The organism is Thermoleptolyngbya sp. C42_A2020_037, assembly GCF_015272455.1.
Taxonomy (GTDB): Bacteria; Cyanobacteriota; Cyanobacteriia; order Elainellales; family Elainellaceae; genus Thermoleptolyngbya.
In genome coordinates this window covers 157,599-172,445 of record NZ_JACYLP010000014.1, presented here as the reverse complement: position 1 = coordinate 172,445, position 14,847 = coordinate 157,599, and the positions used below count along the sequence as shown (strand labels likewise).

At 56.8% G+C, this 14,847-nt stretch carries 16 protein-coding genes; 4 read left to right on the top strand and 12 right to left on the bottom strand.

Annotation, left to right across the window (positions count from 1 at the left end; genetic code table 11):
• Nucleotides 1–149 precede the first annotated feature (149 nt).
• From IGS16_RS04540 to IGS16_RS04530, 3 genes are all read right to left on the bottom strand, one after another.
• Nucleotides 150–413: a DUF6439 family protein gene (locus IGS16_RS04540; protein ID WP_297083705.1), complete on the bottom strand. Its 264-nt coding sequence runs from the start codon at nt 411–413 to the stop codon at nt 150–152.
• A 176-nt stretch (nt 414–589) separates the two neighbouring features.
• The gene (uraD, locus tag IGS16_RS04535) at nt 590–1,093 is read right to left on the bottom strand and encodes a 2-oxo-4-hydroxy-4-carboxy-5-ureidoimidazoline decarboxylase (RefSeq protein ID WP_297083682.1); all 504 of its coding nucleotides are present in this window, start codon (nt 1,091–1,093) and stop codon (nt 590–592) included.
• Nucleotides 1,094–1,272: 179 nt separating this feature from the next.
• Complete coding sequence (locus tag IGS16_RS04530; protein WP_297083680.1) at nt 1,273–2,238, bottom strand: GNAT family N-acetyltransferase; 966 nt, start codon at nt 2,236–2,238, stop codon at nt 1,273–1,275.
• Between IGS16_RS04530 and IGS16_RS04525 the strand changes: the two genes are divergently transcribed.
• Complete coding sequence (locus IGS16_RS04525; RefSeq protein ID WP_297083679.1) at nt 2,237–2,560, top strand: hypothetical protein; 324 nt, start codon at nt 2,237–2,239, stop codon at nt 2,558–2,560. The genes IGS16_RS04530 and IGS16_RS04525 overlap by 2 nt on opposite strands.
• 8 nt (nt 2,561–2,568) lie before the next feature.
• Nucleotides 2,569–2,733, top strand: coding sequence for a hypothetical protein (locus IGS16_RS04520; protein WP_297083677.1), 165 nt, complete (start codon nt 2,569–2,571; stop codon nt 2,731–2,733).
• 474 nt (nt 2,734–3,207) lie between these two features.
• Here the strand turns inward: IGS16_RS04520 and IGS16_RS04515 are convergent, their stop codons facing one another.
• The 3 genes from IGS16_RS04515 to IGS16_RS04505 form a co-directional block, all read right to left on the bottom strand.
• Nucleotides 3,208–3,357 (bottom strand): hypothetical protein, encoded by a 150-nt coding sequence (locus tag IGS16_RS04515; protein ID WP_172357706.1) that lies wholly within the window; start codon nt 3,355–3,357, stop codon nt 3,208–3,210.
• 332 nt (nt 3,358–3,689) lie between these two features.
• Complete coding sequence (locus tag IGS16_RS04510) at nt 3,690–4,232, bottom strand: hypothetical protein (protein ID WP_297083675.1); 543 nt, start codon at nt 4,230–4,232, stop codon at nt 3,690–3,692.
• A 71-nt stretch (nt 4,233–4,303) separates the two neighbouring features.
• Nucleotides 4,304–5,170 (bottom strand): hypothetical protein, encoded by an 867-nt coding sequence (locus IGS16_RS04505; RefSeq protein ID WP_297083673.1) that lies wholly within the window; start codon nt 5,168–5,170, stop codon nt 4,304–4,306.
• A 271-nt stretch (nt 5,171–5,441) separates the two neighbouring features.
• On the opposite strand from IGS16_RS04505, the gene eat reads away from it, so the two are divergent.
• Nucleotides 5,442–6,980: an ethanolamine permease gene (eat, locus tag IGS16_RS04500; protein WP_297083671.1), complete on the top strand. Its 1,539-nt coding sequence runs from the start codon at nt 5,442–5,444 to the stop codon at nt 6,978–6,980.
• A gap of 63 nt (nt 6,981–7,043) precedes the next feature.
• Here the strand turns inward: eat and IGS16_RS04495 are convergent, their stop codons facing one another.
• The 6 genes from IGS16_RS04495 to IGS16_RS04470 all read right to left on the bottom strand — a co-directional run bounded on the left by IGS16_RS04495 (nt 7,044) and on the right by IGS16_RS04470 (nt 13,987).
• The gene (locus IGS16_RS04495; RefSeq protein ID WP_297083669.1) at nt 7,044–8,342 is read right to left on the bottom strand and encodes an adenylate cyclase; all 1,299 of its coding nucleotides are present in this window, start codon (nt 8,340–8,342) and stop codon (nt 7,044–7,046) included.
• Between the two features lie 189 nt (nt 8,343–8,531).
• Entirely contained in the window at nt 8,532–9,074 is a 543-nt protein-coding gene (locus IGS16_RS04490; protein WP_297083667.1) for a cofactor assembly of complex C subunit B, read from the bottom strand.
• A gap of 363 nt (nt 9,075–9,437) precedes the next feature.
• The gene (locus tag IGS16_RS04485) at nt 9,438–9,812 is read right to left on the bottom strand and encodes a PadR family transcriptional regulator (RefSeq protein ID WP_068514009.1); all 375 of its coding nucleotides are present in this window, start codon (nt 9,810–9,812) and stop codon (nt 9,438–9,440) included.
• Nucleotides 9,813–10,408: 596 nt separating this feature from the next.
• Nucleotides 10,409–11,044, bottom strand: a complete 636-nt coding sequence (locus IGS16_RS04480; protein WP_367185725.1) for a response regulator — start codon at nt 11,042–11,044, stop codon at nt 10,409–10,411.
• A 133-nt stretch (nt 11,045–11,177) separates the two neighbouring features.
• Entirely contained in the window at nt 11,178–12,620 is a 1,443-nt protein-coding gene (locus tag IGS16_RS04475) for a di-heme oxidoredictase family protein (protein ID WP_297083663.1), read from the bottom strand.
• Nucleotides 12,621–12,628: 8 nt separating this feature from the next.
• Complete coding sequence (locus IGS16_RS04470) at nt 12,629–13,987, bottom strand: imelysin family protein (RefSeq protein ID WP_297083661.1); 1,359 nt, start codon at nt 13,985–13,987, stop codon at nt 12,629–12,631.
• 142 nt (nt 13,988–14,129) lie between these two features.
• Between IGS16_RS04470 and IGS16_RS04465 the strand changes: the two genes are divergently transcribed.
• Nucleotides 14,130–14,828: a Fe2+-dependent dioxygenase gene (locus tag IGS16_RS04465; RefSeq protein WP_297083659.1), complete on the top strand. Its 699-nt coding sequence runs from the start codon at nt 14,130–14,132 to the stop codon at nt 14,826–14,828.
• The last annotated feature ends 19 nt before the right edge of the window (nt 14,829–14,847 follow it).

The following is a 14,847-nucleotide window of genomic DNA, read 5'->3' as shown; positions in this document are numbered from 1 at the left end:
CAATAGACTACAGCAGAAGACTACAGCAGACTACAGCGACGCAATGCAGCGACGCATTGCAGCGATGTATTGCAGTGACACATTGCAGTGACAACCGATCTACCCAAATTCTGGAACTCTCCGCATCCCTGCATCGACTCTGCCTTCCTCTAACGCCCGTGCGTCGGACAAGGCGGCGCAGAAATCGACCGATCCAGCCAGCCCGAAGCCTGCTGCAACCGCGCCAGCGCTTCTTCTGGCTGATCTTTTAGCAAATAAACCAGGGCGATCGCCGCCTGTTCCAGTGCCCTGGCTTTGCGGTTTGCCTTGAGGCGATGCCAGTCATTGGGGGCGATCGCCAACCGTTGCAAAAGCGCCTGCGCCAGCTCCAGATCGCTGAACTGAGCCAGGTCACGGGTTGCAGGAGATCGCATCGGCTCATTGATTAGCGGCTCGCCTGGATGCGGCGGCTCTAGAGTTTTTTTTATAGCGGTCTCAGTCTTCCCAGAATCAGACATCGCAAGTTTCCTAAACGCTCTATCTTCAGCCTAACTGCTTTGCGGCCGCAAGACAGCGCAACTGGAACTGGCCAGCTTTGCCAAAACTCAGTTCACACTTCTGCACTAAGCGTCGCATCCAGGCGAAAGCGAGCGATTTTGAACACTTCCTGGAGGGCAGTTTGCCGTTCAGATTCGCGGGAGTTTTGCAGCCGTTCTTCAAACGCGGCGAGAATGCTGGCTTTGGTGTGCGATCGCACAGCAATGATAAACGGAAAGCCAAACCGCTCGGTATAGGCCTGATTGAGCTGGTGAAAGCGGCTATATTCCTCCGGCGAGAGGCGATCTAGCCCCGCGCTTGCCTGCTCCTGCACCGAGGCATCCGCCATCGCCGCACGACTGCCCAAATCGGGGTGCGCCCGCAGCAGCGCCAGTTGCGCGTCGTCGCTGTCTGCCTGTACCACTGCTACCATCGCCCGATGCAATGCCTCTACAGAGTCAAACGGGCGCTGATGCCACGCTTTGGCGGCGATCGCCGGAGTGTTTTCAAAAATTGCCCCCAGCGCGGCTACAAACGCCTCCTGGGACATTGCGTTTAGCTCAGATAAAGACAGCATTTGGAACGATAAAGTTCGGAGCAGTGTGATGGTAGCACTGTTTGGGAGCGGTGGAGGGAGGAAGAGGGAAGAACGAAGAACGAAGAACGAAGAACGAAGAACGAAAAGAGGTTCCGGTTTTCGTTCTTCGTTCTTCATTTTTCGTTTTTTCTTTCTCCGTTTCTCGCCTCCTCACTCCGTCACCCCATCACCTTTGCGTAGCTCAACCATGCAAACTGGGGCGCAAACCCGACTGAGTGGTATAGGTCGTAGGCCGCGTTGGGGTTTTGGGTGTCTACGCCCAGCAGTGCTGTGTCCATGCCTTCGGCTTTGAGCTGGTGCAGACCAGCAAGCAAGAGCGATCGCCCCAGCCCCATCCGCCGAAAGCCGCGACGAGTTCCCAGCGAGCTAATCCAGCCTTCGCGACGGCCAAAGTGGGCGTTGGTGGGGATGCTGATGTAGCACCTGCAAAAGCCAGCCAGCGTGCCATCGGGCGACACGGCGATCAGATCCAGATCGGGTCGATAGTCCGCCTCGCTCAGCCAATGTTCATGCTGCTCCACCGTCAGCGGGTGAAAGCCCCAGTGATCGATAAAGGTCTGATTGTACAGAGCCACCCAGTCTTGGGCAGGCACGCGGCGGGTATTGTCGATGATTTGAAACCCGGCGGGCAGTTGCGCGGGGGGAATGGGGTCGAGGAGCGATCGCGCTTCGGTGAGAAAGCGGCGCTCGTACCTAAACCCGTTGCGTTCAAACAGGGCGAGGCGATCGCCCTCCGTATCGCGGCGGTGGACATAGAGCTTGGTGGGCAGGTTACGGGCCTGGCCAATTTGCAGCAGGCGGCTTTCGCCCCAGCGCAGCATCTCGGGTTCCAGTCGGCCGCGCCAGTCGGGATGCACCCGCAGCGACAAATGCCGATCTAGAAAGCCGTCAATGGGTTCCTTCGCGCCCCAAAGCGAAGCCACACCCACCCACTGACCCGTTGCGTCTTCCCATAGGCGGCGATCGCCCACTGGGTCAAAGCTGGGATGGGTCGCATCGTGGGCCAGCTCCTCGGCAGTAAAGAAATACTCGCGATAGGTGGCGGCTTCGCAAAGATTGAGGAAATCCGCCAAGCGCTGATAGTCAGCCTTGCTGCTGACCGAGCGCTCTGTCAAAGTCATCATGTCAAAAACTCCGGGTGATGGTAAACAAAACGCCATCCATCCAGCAGGCTCTTTTCATAGGACTGACGCACTTGCGATCAGTTTTTGGGATTCTGGACGATTTCTCGCGGACTGCGCCCACAAGAAATCGTCCAACTGCGCCAGTTCTAGTTCAGCCAAAAGGTGGGCATCGGGGATGCCTGAGAGCCGAATCAACGCACGCATCTGGTACGTCGAGCATCATGCTAAAATGCAGGCTCTAGAACAATCTTCGCTGCTGATAGTGAATGGCTCTGGGCCGGTTAACCAGCTCTCTGGTTTGAATGTGTTGCTGATGCTCTAGCGAATCGGGTGCTGCGTCAGGTTGAGCAGGGGCAGTGGGCGATCGCCCTAGTAGAGCCTCGTCTGGAGACGGCGAAGCAACATCGGGCATCGCCGCCGAAATGGGTAACGGTTGAGAGTCAAGATACATCGGTTGCACCTCCGGTTTCTAGAAATTCTGTGGAAATGGTGTGAAGTCGTGAGAAAACCGCGCAGTGCAACTCAAGGGTTCACCGCGCTCTCTTAGCCTGTGGAATTCATGGGTGCTTCAATACTACTTAAACTACAATATGCTACAAGACTGGGCAGGCCTATCCCCCGATCGGGTAGTCTCGATTCTCGATTTTGGATTTGCGATTTTGGATTTGTGATTTTGGATTGCGAGTCAAGCGCCTAAAGGGCCCAGCAGTTTCATTCGTCGCGCTCCTGAGGAGAATTGACCAAGCGACACCCGACAAGCTGGCATCCCTACCCGCTGTAATTCAATCCATGCTCTTGCAGACCAAAATCGGGTTCCGAGAGCGTCGCATCTACGACCCAGCCCAGAACCCGATTGAGACGGTGTATTCAAGATGGTTGATTCGGACTTAGTTGATTCAGACTGATAGATTTTGGAAATCTATCGGTTTTGCTGACCCCAAAATTGGTTCCAACGGATGGCTCGACGAATCAAGCAGAACCCCGTCGCTTTAGGGAGGCAATCATTTGCTGTTTGACGGCACCCGCCCACTCGTCAAAGTTAAACTCTTCAGCCGGAGGGGTTGCAGGCACTTTAGGAGACAGCGGTTGCTTGGTGTCTTTGAGGTTTTGGCGGGCCATAAGGATCTCCAGCGATAGCGATGTTAAATGAAATTACCAAAGGGGAAAGTTCTATGCCTATATCCGCAGGATGATCTGTAGCTATAGATACAGAACTTTTCTTCGATCATAACCCTATGCTGCCCAGCGGGTCACTGCTTCTAGCTTCTCAAATCTTCAAATACCCCAAATTCCCCCGACCGGGTGACTCCACGCCCCGCAGTGGCTGAACGTTGGCTGAACTTTCTTCGGCAGCTTGGCGGAGGGCGATCGCCCTGATTCCACGCCAACCATCACAGCCGAGGCTCTAAAGCATCCATTCACCCACAGCCGTTCAGCTTTTTAGAACCAACCTAAAACCGATTGAAAAAATGCCGTAGCCGCACCTTGCTGGAAATGTAGGGCGGAAACTGGTAATGCTCTGCCAGCAGCCAGGCGACCATCAACAGGTGGGCGGCAAACGTAATGCTGACCCAGACCACCGGAAACCAGGACCAAGGGCTACCGGGCAGCGGTGGAAAGGTGTAGGACGACAGCCAGACTATCCCCGTAGGCAGCGCCACTAGCACCACCGCCACCAGCCAAACAAAGGTAGTGAGGTTGGGGTCCGTTTGATAAGCAGATTGCCAGCTCCAGCCCGTCCAGCGCCAAGTCATAGGCTGTACGCTGTCTGCCACCTGCACCGACTGATCTGCCAGATTTGCTGTAAAAATATGCCGACAAAAGTTGCAGGCGAAGGCATCCATCAGCACTAGCCCAGTGATTTCGCCATGCCGACAGACGGGACAGGTAAAGCGATCGCCAAAATCGAGCGGTCGAGTTCGGGGGCCGGTCTTTTGGGGATTGAGGGGCGATCGCTTGGAGTGCCCGCTATCCGGCGGGTTTAGACCTGGCATCATGGGCGATCCTCCTGGCGGCAGGCGCGGGGTTGCAGGTTTGAGGGTCAGCGCTTGAATCGCTGAATGCTTTAACGATAGCTCAGCAGCGTCGTGCGATCGCCCACCGTGCGGACAATCTCTTGTCCATTGTGTTCCAAAATCACGCGGGGTTCCTGCCCATTCATTTCTACCCGCTTAATTAGCACTGTGCCACCCGCGAGGCGATCGCCCACCGACGCATAGCGGCTCCCTTCTCCCGGCACCTCGACAATGATGCTGTAGCGACCGCCCATTTCCATCGCGCCGCTGATCTGGATGCTCTGGGGAATGCTGACGGGGGGCGCAGCAGGCACAGGCAGAACGGCAGGTGGGACAGCGGCAACGGCGATCGCAGGCGGTACGGCGGGCACAGGCACCAGCGCAGGCAGTTCAGGGAGAACCTGGGGCTGGGGTAGCTCCGCCGCAATCGGGCGATCCTCCGGCGGCACAGGCGGAATGGCGGGCTGCCGAATCACCACGGGTGTTTCGCCCAGCGACGCAAACGGGTCGCTGCGGCCGGCGCTGACCTGGGGCAGGCGACTAGGCACAGTGGTCGAGGAAATCAGCCCGGTGGCCAGTTGTCCCGGCGGTAGGGGCTTGGTGGCGGTGGCACTGGGGGCAACGGGCACAGTCGGCGAGGCAAACATTTCATCAGATGAGGTTGCCGTGGGTGTTGTGTCTGCGGAACCTTCGGCGATGGGCGATTCGGCAACGAGGTCTGTTGCGGGGTCTGGGTTGGCTGCCTCAGGCGCAGGGCCTCTGCCGCAGCTTGCCATCAGCAGTCCTACACAGCCTGCGATCGCCCAGGCAACGCGCCCTGGTCGAAATCCATATTGAACTGTGCCTTGAACTGTGCCTCGAACCGTGCCGTGCAGAGAACCTCTGTCTGAAGAAACTTTGCTCACCGAATTGCTCATTGCCGAATCACTCCTCACCATTGCCCTGCCTGCTTGCCAATTCACAACTCCAAAGCATAGCGCCGATTTCTCTGGGGCGATCGCCCAAATTATAAAGAATTCCAGCGCTGAAGAATTCCAGAAAACCCTTTTGCTGCAAGCGTGCCGTTGCACCGACCTTGTCTTTTCGGAATGCGGCGCAAGTCGGAATGCGGCGCAAGATTGCTGCGAACTCGCGCCATCCCCGCTTGTGTGGTATTAAATCGCTGTGGACAAGTTTTGTGAGGCAGGGATGGCAGGTCAAATTCCAACCGATCGAAATCCAGGACATCCCGCAGACGAGGGAGCGCTGGAGGCCTGGGTGAGCTATGAACCCGTCGAGGCGGCCTACTTTCAGAAGCGACAGCTCCGCCGCAGCGTGGGCTGGGGGCTGCTGTGGTCGCTAGGCGTGGGCGCAGTGATTTCGGGCAATTTTTCGGGATGGAATTTTGGGCTGGCGGCTGGCGGCTTCGGCGGTATGGCGATCGCCACTCTGCTCATGGCAGTTCTCTACATTTGCCTGGTCTACACGATTGCGGAACTGTCTGCGGCATTGCCCCACGCGGGCGGCTTCTACTCCTTTGTGCGCCATGCCTTTGGGCCGCTGGGCGGCTTTTTGTCGGGCATCACCGATTTGATCGAGTACCTGATTACGCCAGCGCTGATTGCGTTTTTCATCGGCGCGTATTTGAACAGCCTGTTTCCCGCCGTGCCGCCGCCCATCTGGTGGCTGCTGTTCTATGCCATCTTTGTCGGCATCAATATTCTGGGCGTTGAACCCAGCCTGAAGGTGGGGCTGGTGTTCACGGTGATTGCCCTGGCCGTGCTGGTGGATTTCTACCTCGGGGCCGTGCTGAGCGGCAAGTTCCAGCCGGGGCTGCTGCTGAATATTGCTCCTACTGAGGGAAATCCCGCCTGGTTGCCCAACGGAGTCGGCGGCATTTTTGGTGCAATTCCCTACGCAATTTGGTTCTTTTTGGCGATCGAGCAGTTGCCCCTGTCGGCGGAGGAAGCGACCGACTCTCGCCGGGACATTCCTCGCGCTCTGCTGTGGGGTATTGCAACACTGCTGGGCGTTTCGCTGCTGACGCTGGTGCTAAATTCCGGCGTGCCCGCAACCCTCGTTACGGCAGATACCAACGAAACCTTTGTCGGCGCAGCGGCGATCGCCCGCACCACTGCCCCCCTGGCCGACGGACTGCGGGCCGTGTTTGGCGAAGGCACAGTGGCCACGCGCACGCTCACATTTCTAGCGCTGGCGGGGCTAATCGCCAGTTTCCACGCCGTCATCTACGCCTACAGCCGCTCTCTGTTTGCCCTGTCGCGGGCGGGCTATCTGCCGCGCTGGATTTCCGTCACCAGCCAATATCGAACCCCGGCAATCGCCCTGCTGGTGGGGGCGGCGGTGGGGCTACTCTGCATCGGGCTGATTGAACTGGCGGGTCAGGCCATCGGCCCGGCGCTGCTGAATATGGTCGTCTTTGGCGCGGTGCTGTCTTACATTCTGGTCTTTGCCAGCTACCTCAAGCTCAAGCGCGATCGCCCCGAACTCTATCGCCCCTACCTCAGCCCGCTGGGGTCGGCCGGTGCGTGGGTGGGGCTGATTCTCTCCATTGTGGCGCTGATGGCCAGCCTGGCCGATCCAAGCTATCGCCCCGGCATTCGGGGGGTGCTAGTAGTAATCGCCATCCTGCTGGCTTATTTTTTCCTCTATTCGCGCCGCAGGCTGGTGTCTCGTGCCCCAGAGGAGGAAACGGCGCTGCTGCTGCGGGTGCTGCATGAATTGCGATGAGAGCGGTTTTGGATTTTGGATTTTGGATTTCTGAAATCACCAATCTAAAATCCAAAATCGATGTTAATCGGCGCGGCGCAGGAGCAGGTAGGTTTTCATTTGCCCTTTGCCCTTCACGTAAATCGTGCCGCGCTCTTTGAATTCGTAGCGATCGCACAGCCGGACATACACCGCCTCCGTCACCTGGATCATGCCCGGAAGCCCCTGCGACTCCATGCGACTGGCAGTGTTCACCGTGTCACCCCAGAGGTCGTAGATAAATTTTTTCACGCCAATTACGCCCGCCACAACGGGACCGGTGTTAATGCCAATCCGCATGTTAAACGGCGTGTTGTTTGGCGTTTTGAACTGGGCGATCGCCCGCTGCATGTCCAGCGCCATATTGGCGATCGCCTCCAGATGGTCGGCCCGCTCTATGGGCAGCCCGCCAACCACCATATAAGAATCGCCAATGGTTTTGATTTTCTCCAGCCCGTGCTGCTCTGCCAGCAGGTCAAATTTGGAAAACACCTGATTCAGCAGCCGCACCATCTCCTCTGGCGGCACGCCCGCCGACAGTTCCGTAAACCCGACAATATCGGCAAATAGCACCGTTACTTCGGGAAAATGCTCGGCGATTGTGCGCTGGTCTTGTTTCAACTGCTGGGCGACCGACTCCGGCAAAATGTTCAGCAGCAGCCGCTCCGATTTTTCCTGCTCTGCCTCCAGCGCCCGCCGCGCCCGAAACTCCGCCCGCTGCAACTGCTCATAGAGAAACACTGACAGGTTACAAATCCCGCAAAACCAGAGCAAATAGAGCCACAGCGTCGCGTCCCACCTCGACCCCGCAGCCTCATTCAGCCCCAGCAGTGAGTTCACAATCAGGTAATAGCCCAGCAAGCCGACCTGAGCCACCAAATGTAGGGGCCAGCGCACGGGCAACAGCGTCGCCTGCACCAAAAACACCAGCGTCCAGGCAAATACGCCGGGAAACGCCACGCCTCGCAGCGTTGCCCAAATCTGCTCGATCAGCGTGATCGACCAAGAGCAACCCAAAAAAATCAGCGCTGGATAGCGCCGCCCGATCTTACCCCGATGGAGAATCAGGCATAGCACCAGCCCTAGTAAGGATGCACCCGCCATTGCAAACCAGCTTGGCGGAACCGTGCTGCGATTGACCAAAACCAAAAGCACCCGCAGCAGAATAAACGTGAGATAAGCCAGAATCCCAATTCGCAGCGACAAACTCAGCCGTCGCCGCATAAAGCCCTGCTGCCACTCCAGATAGGCGGGATCTTCATTGCCAAGGTCTGAGGGAAAGAGGGCTTCCCGAAATACGCTGGGCAGTTGGTGGAGGCGTTGAGTCAGCGACGAAAGGTTCACAGAACGCGGCTGGGGGAGAGGAGGTTCGGGGGGACGGAGACTCAACAAAAACTTAATGAGTATTAGCAGATGAGTATTGGCAGTAGGTGGGCAGCCAAATCACAGACGCTTAAATACAGACGCTTAAATCGCAGATGCTTAACTGTAAAGGCTGATCCCAATTCCGTTTGGATGAGTGATTCGCTTGAGTTATTCGTTCAGTGGCATCAGCCGCAGGGCTTGCTGAAATTCAGCCAGTTCGTCACGATGCCCAGTCACCACCAGCAGCGTCCCACGAATTTCAAGAGCGGCATCAGGGGTCAGATCGGCAATTTTTAGCGACACCTGCTCGGGTCGGGTAGATCGTTTCCAGTAGAATACCCCCGCCAGCGGAGCCAACAGCACCAATCCTAAAAATAGGTTGCCAACCGTGGGAAACAAAAACGAGAAGACAAGGGACAGGCACAGTAGCCCTACCGCCGCAAGCGCCGAGAGGAAAATGGCGAGAAACGTGCTGGCGCGAACCAGTCCTTCATAGGTCACTTGGTTTTGAGCGGCATCCACAGCGGCGATGCGATAGGCCCGCTGGGTGAAGTATTGCTGGATGGCTTCGAGTAGGTCTTCCTCTGGGCGATCGCCCACCAGCCTCGCCACCTCAATCCGATCTTTGGTCGAAGCCCGAATAAAGAAAAACAAACCTATTGCGAGTAATACGGTCAGCAGTGCAGTAGACGACAAGACCGGAAGTTCCATACACCTTAGCCAGGATCTCTCTTTAAGGACATTGCTGTGGGCGTTAGATCCACCCCTTTTAATGTACGAAAGATTGTGCCCTGATGGGTGATTTGGCCGCAGTTCGCAGTCGGGGTCGAGTGGCCAAGAGTCAAAACAAATGCAAAAGCAGAGTAGCTGTCTGTGCAGCCACTCTGCAATCATTCTCGCAACCAGGCGGAATGCATAGGAAATCTCAGGTAAAAATCGTAGGGGTAATGATGATTGCTTAGTTAAGACATAGGCTGAACGAGATCAATCAATTCACTATCAATCAATTCATCGTCAATCAACCTATCAGCCCCTACACAGCGATGGGATGCTCTGCTGAATTAGTCGGATGAATTAGTCGGATACGCCCACAGGAACGGTGGCATTGTTCTGGGTGTAGCTTTCCCACAGGCGGGACAGTTCCTCAGCGCGATCGCGCCATTCTGGGGTAATTTGATACATCCGACGAGGACGACCGCGGCCTTCCACCTTCTTCCAATAGCCGATCACAGCAGCTCCATCTTCCAGAAACTTGAGGGCGCTATAGAGTACCGTATCCGACAGCCGATAGGCAGGATATTCCGTCTCTAGCAGACTAATCAGCTCCGTGCCGTAGGAGTCCTGCTTGAGCAGCACAGACAGCACGTAGCACACCGCCAATTCCTTGTTCAGGTAGAACGGTGGCGGATTCTTGAAAAACTTGTAGATTTCGTCGAGTGTGGTTGTCATAAGGCTCAGCCCAATCACGCAAAACTAAAGGTTGTAGACAACTCTCCTGAGAGAGCCTAGAAGATATGTCGGAAGAGTGAAGTCTCAACAAGAGAGACACAGTTGGAAGTACGCTTGCCTTTGCCAATGCGCTCCAGGAACTCAAAGCACGTCGCCTGCCAAAATTACAGGCACAGACAAAGACCACAGAAGGGAAGACGGATGAGGGCGATCGCAGTTTGCCCATTGTTGTAGCCAACATTTAAGTAGACAACGTTTAATCCTCAGACAGTTCCAAAAAACCTGCTTTAGTGTCACAAGTTTATCGGCAATATCCGCAGGGCGGCTGTACTCAAAGCGACTCAGTACAATCTCATCTGCGACCCCAATCATCGACTGGAACAAAAACACAGTCCTCGCTGATAAAGCATGAAGCCATTTTGTGTAGGCAGATTGCGAGGTCTGCATACCGATGATTCTAGCCAGCCAGACAAAAATTGGCCCTCATTCTCTGGAGGTATTTGCTCTCAAGAGCAAGTATCTAAGCATCAGATTTTAATATCATAAGACGACATCCTACAATCGGGTGATTTCAGAAATCTTAAGTATCAAATTTGCTACACTAGACCAGCCCTAAGAGCCACGACCGCGGCCTGCACGCGATCATCTACCGCAAGCTTGTTCATAATGCCGCGTACATGGGTTTTCACCGTGTTAGGGCTGAGGTAGAGCGCGGTGGCGATTTCAGGATTGCTCCGCCCTTCGACCATCAGCTTTAGCACCTCTAGCTCTCGCTGAGAAAGCTGGCCGATGGCGATCGCATCTGCGGCACTGGTGGGCGATTTGAGGTGATCCATCACCAGTCGGGCCACCTGGGGGTCGAGATAGCTGGCTCCTTCCCGTGCCGCCTCAATGGCTGCTAGCAGGCGCTCAACGGTCGTTCCTTTGACGCAGTAGGCATCGGCCCCGGCTGACAGGGCCGCGATCACCTCATTTTCAGTGGTGTGGGATGTGAGCATGACAACTCGCACCTCAGGCAGGGACTCTTTAATCTTTTGCGTTGCGGCAATGCCGTCCATGCGGGGCAGCCCGATGTCCATCACCACAATGTCGGGCTTGAGCTTTAGGGTTTCTTCTACTGCGAAATAGCCGTCATCGGCCCGACCCACGACTTGGATGCCCGGTTGGTTACTCAAAGACTGCTCCAATCCAAGCTGCATCATAGGGTCGTCTTCCACGATTAAAATCCGCACCAGTGTTTGATTTGATGCTTGACTTGAGGCTTCACTCACGCCGACTTCCTCCCCCAATCGCCAGATTTCTATGCCAGATTCCCAGACTAAGGCTATGACAGGCGGATATCCCTGTATCAGTAGTCTAGCGGCCTTAGAGCGAATTAAGGAACTTTAATAGGGCAGCGCGATCGCCCTCTGGCATAGTTCTAAATGCCTCGCGAGCGGATGCTGCCTCGCCCCCATGCCATAGGATAGCTTCTGCTAGCGTGCGGGCACGACCATCGTGCAAATAGCCAGAATAGGGCAAAACGGTTTGCACCAGCCCAATGCCCCACAGCGGCGGCGTGCGCCACTCCTGCCCCGTTGCCCGAAAATCGGGACGATGGTCGGCCAGCCCTTCGCCCAGATCGTGCAGCAGCAAATCGGTGTAGGGATGGATGGTCTGGTTTGCCAGCGCCGGAATTTCGTGCGGCCCGGTGTGCAGCGTTGGCACATGGCAGCCCGCACAATTCGCCGCATTAAATAGGCGCTCTCCTTTCAGCACCTGGGGATCTTGGCGTTGCGTGGGTGCAGGCACCGCCAGCGTTTGCACGTAAACCGTATTGGCCTTCAGCGTATCGGCATCAACCTCGTAGGAGCCATCGGGTTCCGGAAACAGGGGATTGGTCACGCCCATATCGTTGATATAGGCAGAGGCCCCTTGCTGAAGCAGCGTGGGATTGTTGGCTTTCCAGCCAAAGCGTCCCAGCACCTCAGCGTGCTGTTCCACATCCCAAACAGCATTCGGGCGACCCGAAATGCCGTCCCCGTCCCCGTCGTTGGGATCGGCCAGCGCCAGAATTTCCGCTTCGGGAACAGCTTCCAGCAAACCTGTGCCAAATACGGGCGACGGGATGCGGGGCGACACGAGGATGTGCGACGGCAGGGGATCGCCGCTGGGCAGCGTGATCTCAAACTGGGGCGATCGCAACGAGTAGGGCGTTCCATCCGCGTAGGTTCCGGGTTGCTCCTGCCAGCGCAGCTTGACCCGCGCTTCGGGCAAATAGCCATACACTGCCTGATCCTGAATCTGCGTGCCAATGCCCGGAACAGGCGGCGCGTTGCCCAGGCTGACGGAAGCCTCCAGATGGGCGTTGGCTTGCAGCACGGATGCAGCCTCAGTCGGAGTGGACAGTACAGCTTCCGGCGAATCGGGCAAGCCCTGACGAGGCAGGCTGACCCGCAGCAAAAGCTGTCCAGGAACAGGCATTCCCCGCCCATCTCGAATGTGACATCCAGCGCAGGACGTGTTGTTAAACAACGGCCCCAGTCCACCGTTGACTGGGGCGGGCGGCGTGACAAAGGCGGCCTCAAAATGGCGATCGCCCACTTGATGCAGCGCCAACCATTCGCGGCTGAGGTTGGGCGCAGGTTGGGAATAGCCCTGAGAGGTGCGGTTTTGAACTGTAGCATCTCCCCCCGACAGCAGCAGCGGCGACTGGGCCCAGCCCGCACCATGCAGCAGCAGCGAGGCCAGCACGCCTGCAATGGCAGAAAGGAGGGCGATCGCCCCAAATCGCCCCTTGGCGCGACGCAACCCAGCAATACGAGCCATTACTCCAATCACTCCTGCACCAGTGGTATAATCCACTGCTCAAACACGCCCCGCAGCGTCAGCAGCGAATCCCGTGCCGCCGCAATTCGGGGCTTTGCAGCCGGGTCACAGAGAGTCGTTTCGATGGGGCCCGGAATGGCCTTGACCGCGGATTCCGCCGCCTGTAAATACTGCCGCACCTGAGCATCCAGGGCTGGATCAATGCTGGCGACATAGCGGCTGAGGCTGTGGCGACCGGGGCGGCTGGCGCTGCCTGCAAAATAGGTCAACTCCACGCTGCGGAGGTTTTGGTAAAAATCCTGAAGCGAACTGTGGCTAAAGCGGCTTTCCAGCAAGAAGGGATTCTGAGCATCCAGGGCCTCGCCAATTTTGACTGCACCCAACTCATCCAAAATATCGATGATGCCCTGCACCAGTTCGGTCGCCGCCGCCTGGGGCGTGGGATACGCAGTGCTGCGATCGCCCGCCTCCACAAACTCTTTGCGATAGGCCGGATAGCCCTCTACGCCCTCGTCCCAACTTGCCAGCAGGTTCTCGGCTGTGGCTGCAAAATCCGCCCCAATCAACTGCAAATATTCCAACTCGCGGGGCGTGAAATCTGCCAGTCGCTTGTCGTTATTCCGCCCAAACAGCAAAAACTCAATGGTATGAAAGCCTTTTTGAGACGTTTGCAGTGTTTCCAAATAGTCAGGCGTAAGGGCATCCTGACTTTGCAAAACAGCAACCACGTCTACCTCATTCACAGGCCAGTCATCCAGTCCAGCGTCGTAACCCAGCGATGCCGCCGGGCCAAAGGCAAACGCTTCGCTGCTTTCCCAGGGCAGACGAGCCGCCAGCCAAGCTTGTCGGGCGGTCTGCAAGTTTGCCTGGGTGGGGCGGGCGGCAAACTGGGCGATCGCCCGATTCAGCCGTTGGGCAGCGCTGGTCAACTCGCCATAGGTGGGCAGCAGCACAGCATCCACGAAACTGGCAAGTACCTGACGATCGCCAAAGGTCGAGCCTGGAACGGCTGCTGCGCCATACACCCGCACCGGGCTGCCAACAGGCTGCACCGCTCCCGATTCGCCGCCTTCACCGCCCCCCTCCACAGCAATTGCAGCGCAAAAGCCGACCGACTGGGGTGAAGCTCCCTCACCGCCTTCGCCCCCTTCACCGCCTTCGCCCCCTTCACCACCCGCCTGAGCCACACTCAAGGGAGCCGGGGCAACAGGATGGGGCTGCGTAGCGATCGGGCGATCGCCCGTGCTAGCTGACTCTGGGGTGGGGCCGGCGATCGCCTGGGTGCTAGCCTGTGTGATGACAAATGCACCAACGCCGACCCAAAGCTTCATCCGTCCGTTCATATCTCGATTCGTAAGGGCTTTCAACGGAGTAACTCCTATGTCATCTTCAAAAAAGGAGCAAAGATATCCTGAAATCGTTCTTTTGGGTTTATGCTCCAATGCTCAAACTGCAATCGCGCTCGCTTACCCAACCTTGACCCCACCTTGACCTGTCTGCTGCACTGCCATGATCCTTTGCCTTGATGCTGTATTGACCGCTGAAGAGCTAGAAACCATCTCTACTGCATTGCAGTCAGCTTCTTTTGCAGATGGGAAAACGACTGCTGGCTGGTATGCCAAACAGGTCAAGCACAATACTCAACTCGAAGCTGGAGAAATCGCAGAAACCGTGCGATCGCTCATTTTGGCAGCATTACGGCGCAACGCCCTGTTTCAAATGGCCGCCTATCCGAAAGTCATTCGTCCGCCGCTAATCAGCCGCTACGAGGTCGGCATGGGCTACGGCACACACGTAGACAATGCCCTGATGGGTGGGAGCGCCCTTTTATCCGGTGATTCTCAACAAACAGACCTGATGCGAACGGATCTGTCGCTCACGCTATTTCTCAATTCGCCAGACGATTATGACGGTGGAGAACTGGTCATCGAAGATACGCTGGGGCATCACCCGTTTAAGCTGGCAGCGGGAGCAATGGTGCTATATCCCGCTACCACGCTGCATCGGGTAGAACCCGTGACGCGGGGGACGCGGTTGGTTGCTGTGACCTGGGTGCAAAGCCTGGTCAGAAATGCGGGCGATCGCGAGCTGCTGTTTGAGCTAGATACCGCCCGCCAATCCCTGTTTCGGCAGCACGGCAAAACGCCAGAATTTGACCAGATTACGAAATGCCACGCCAATCTGCTGCGCCGCTGGGTTGAGCTATAGCAAGCCGCACAAAGCCAAC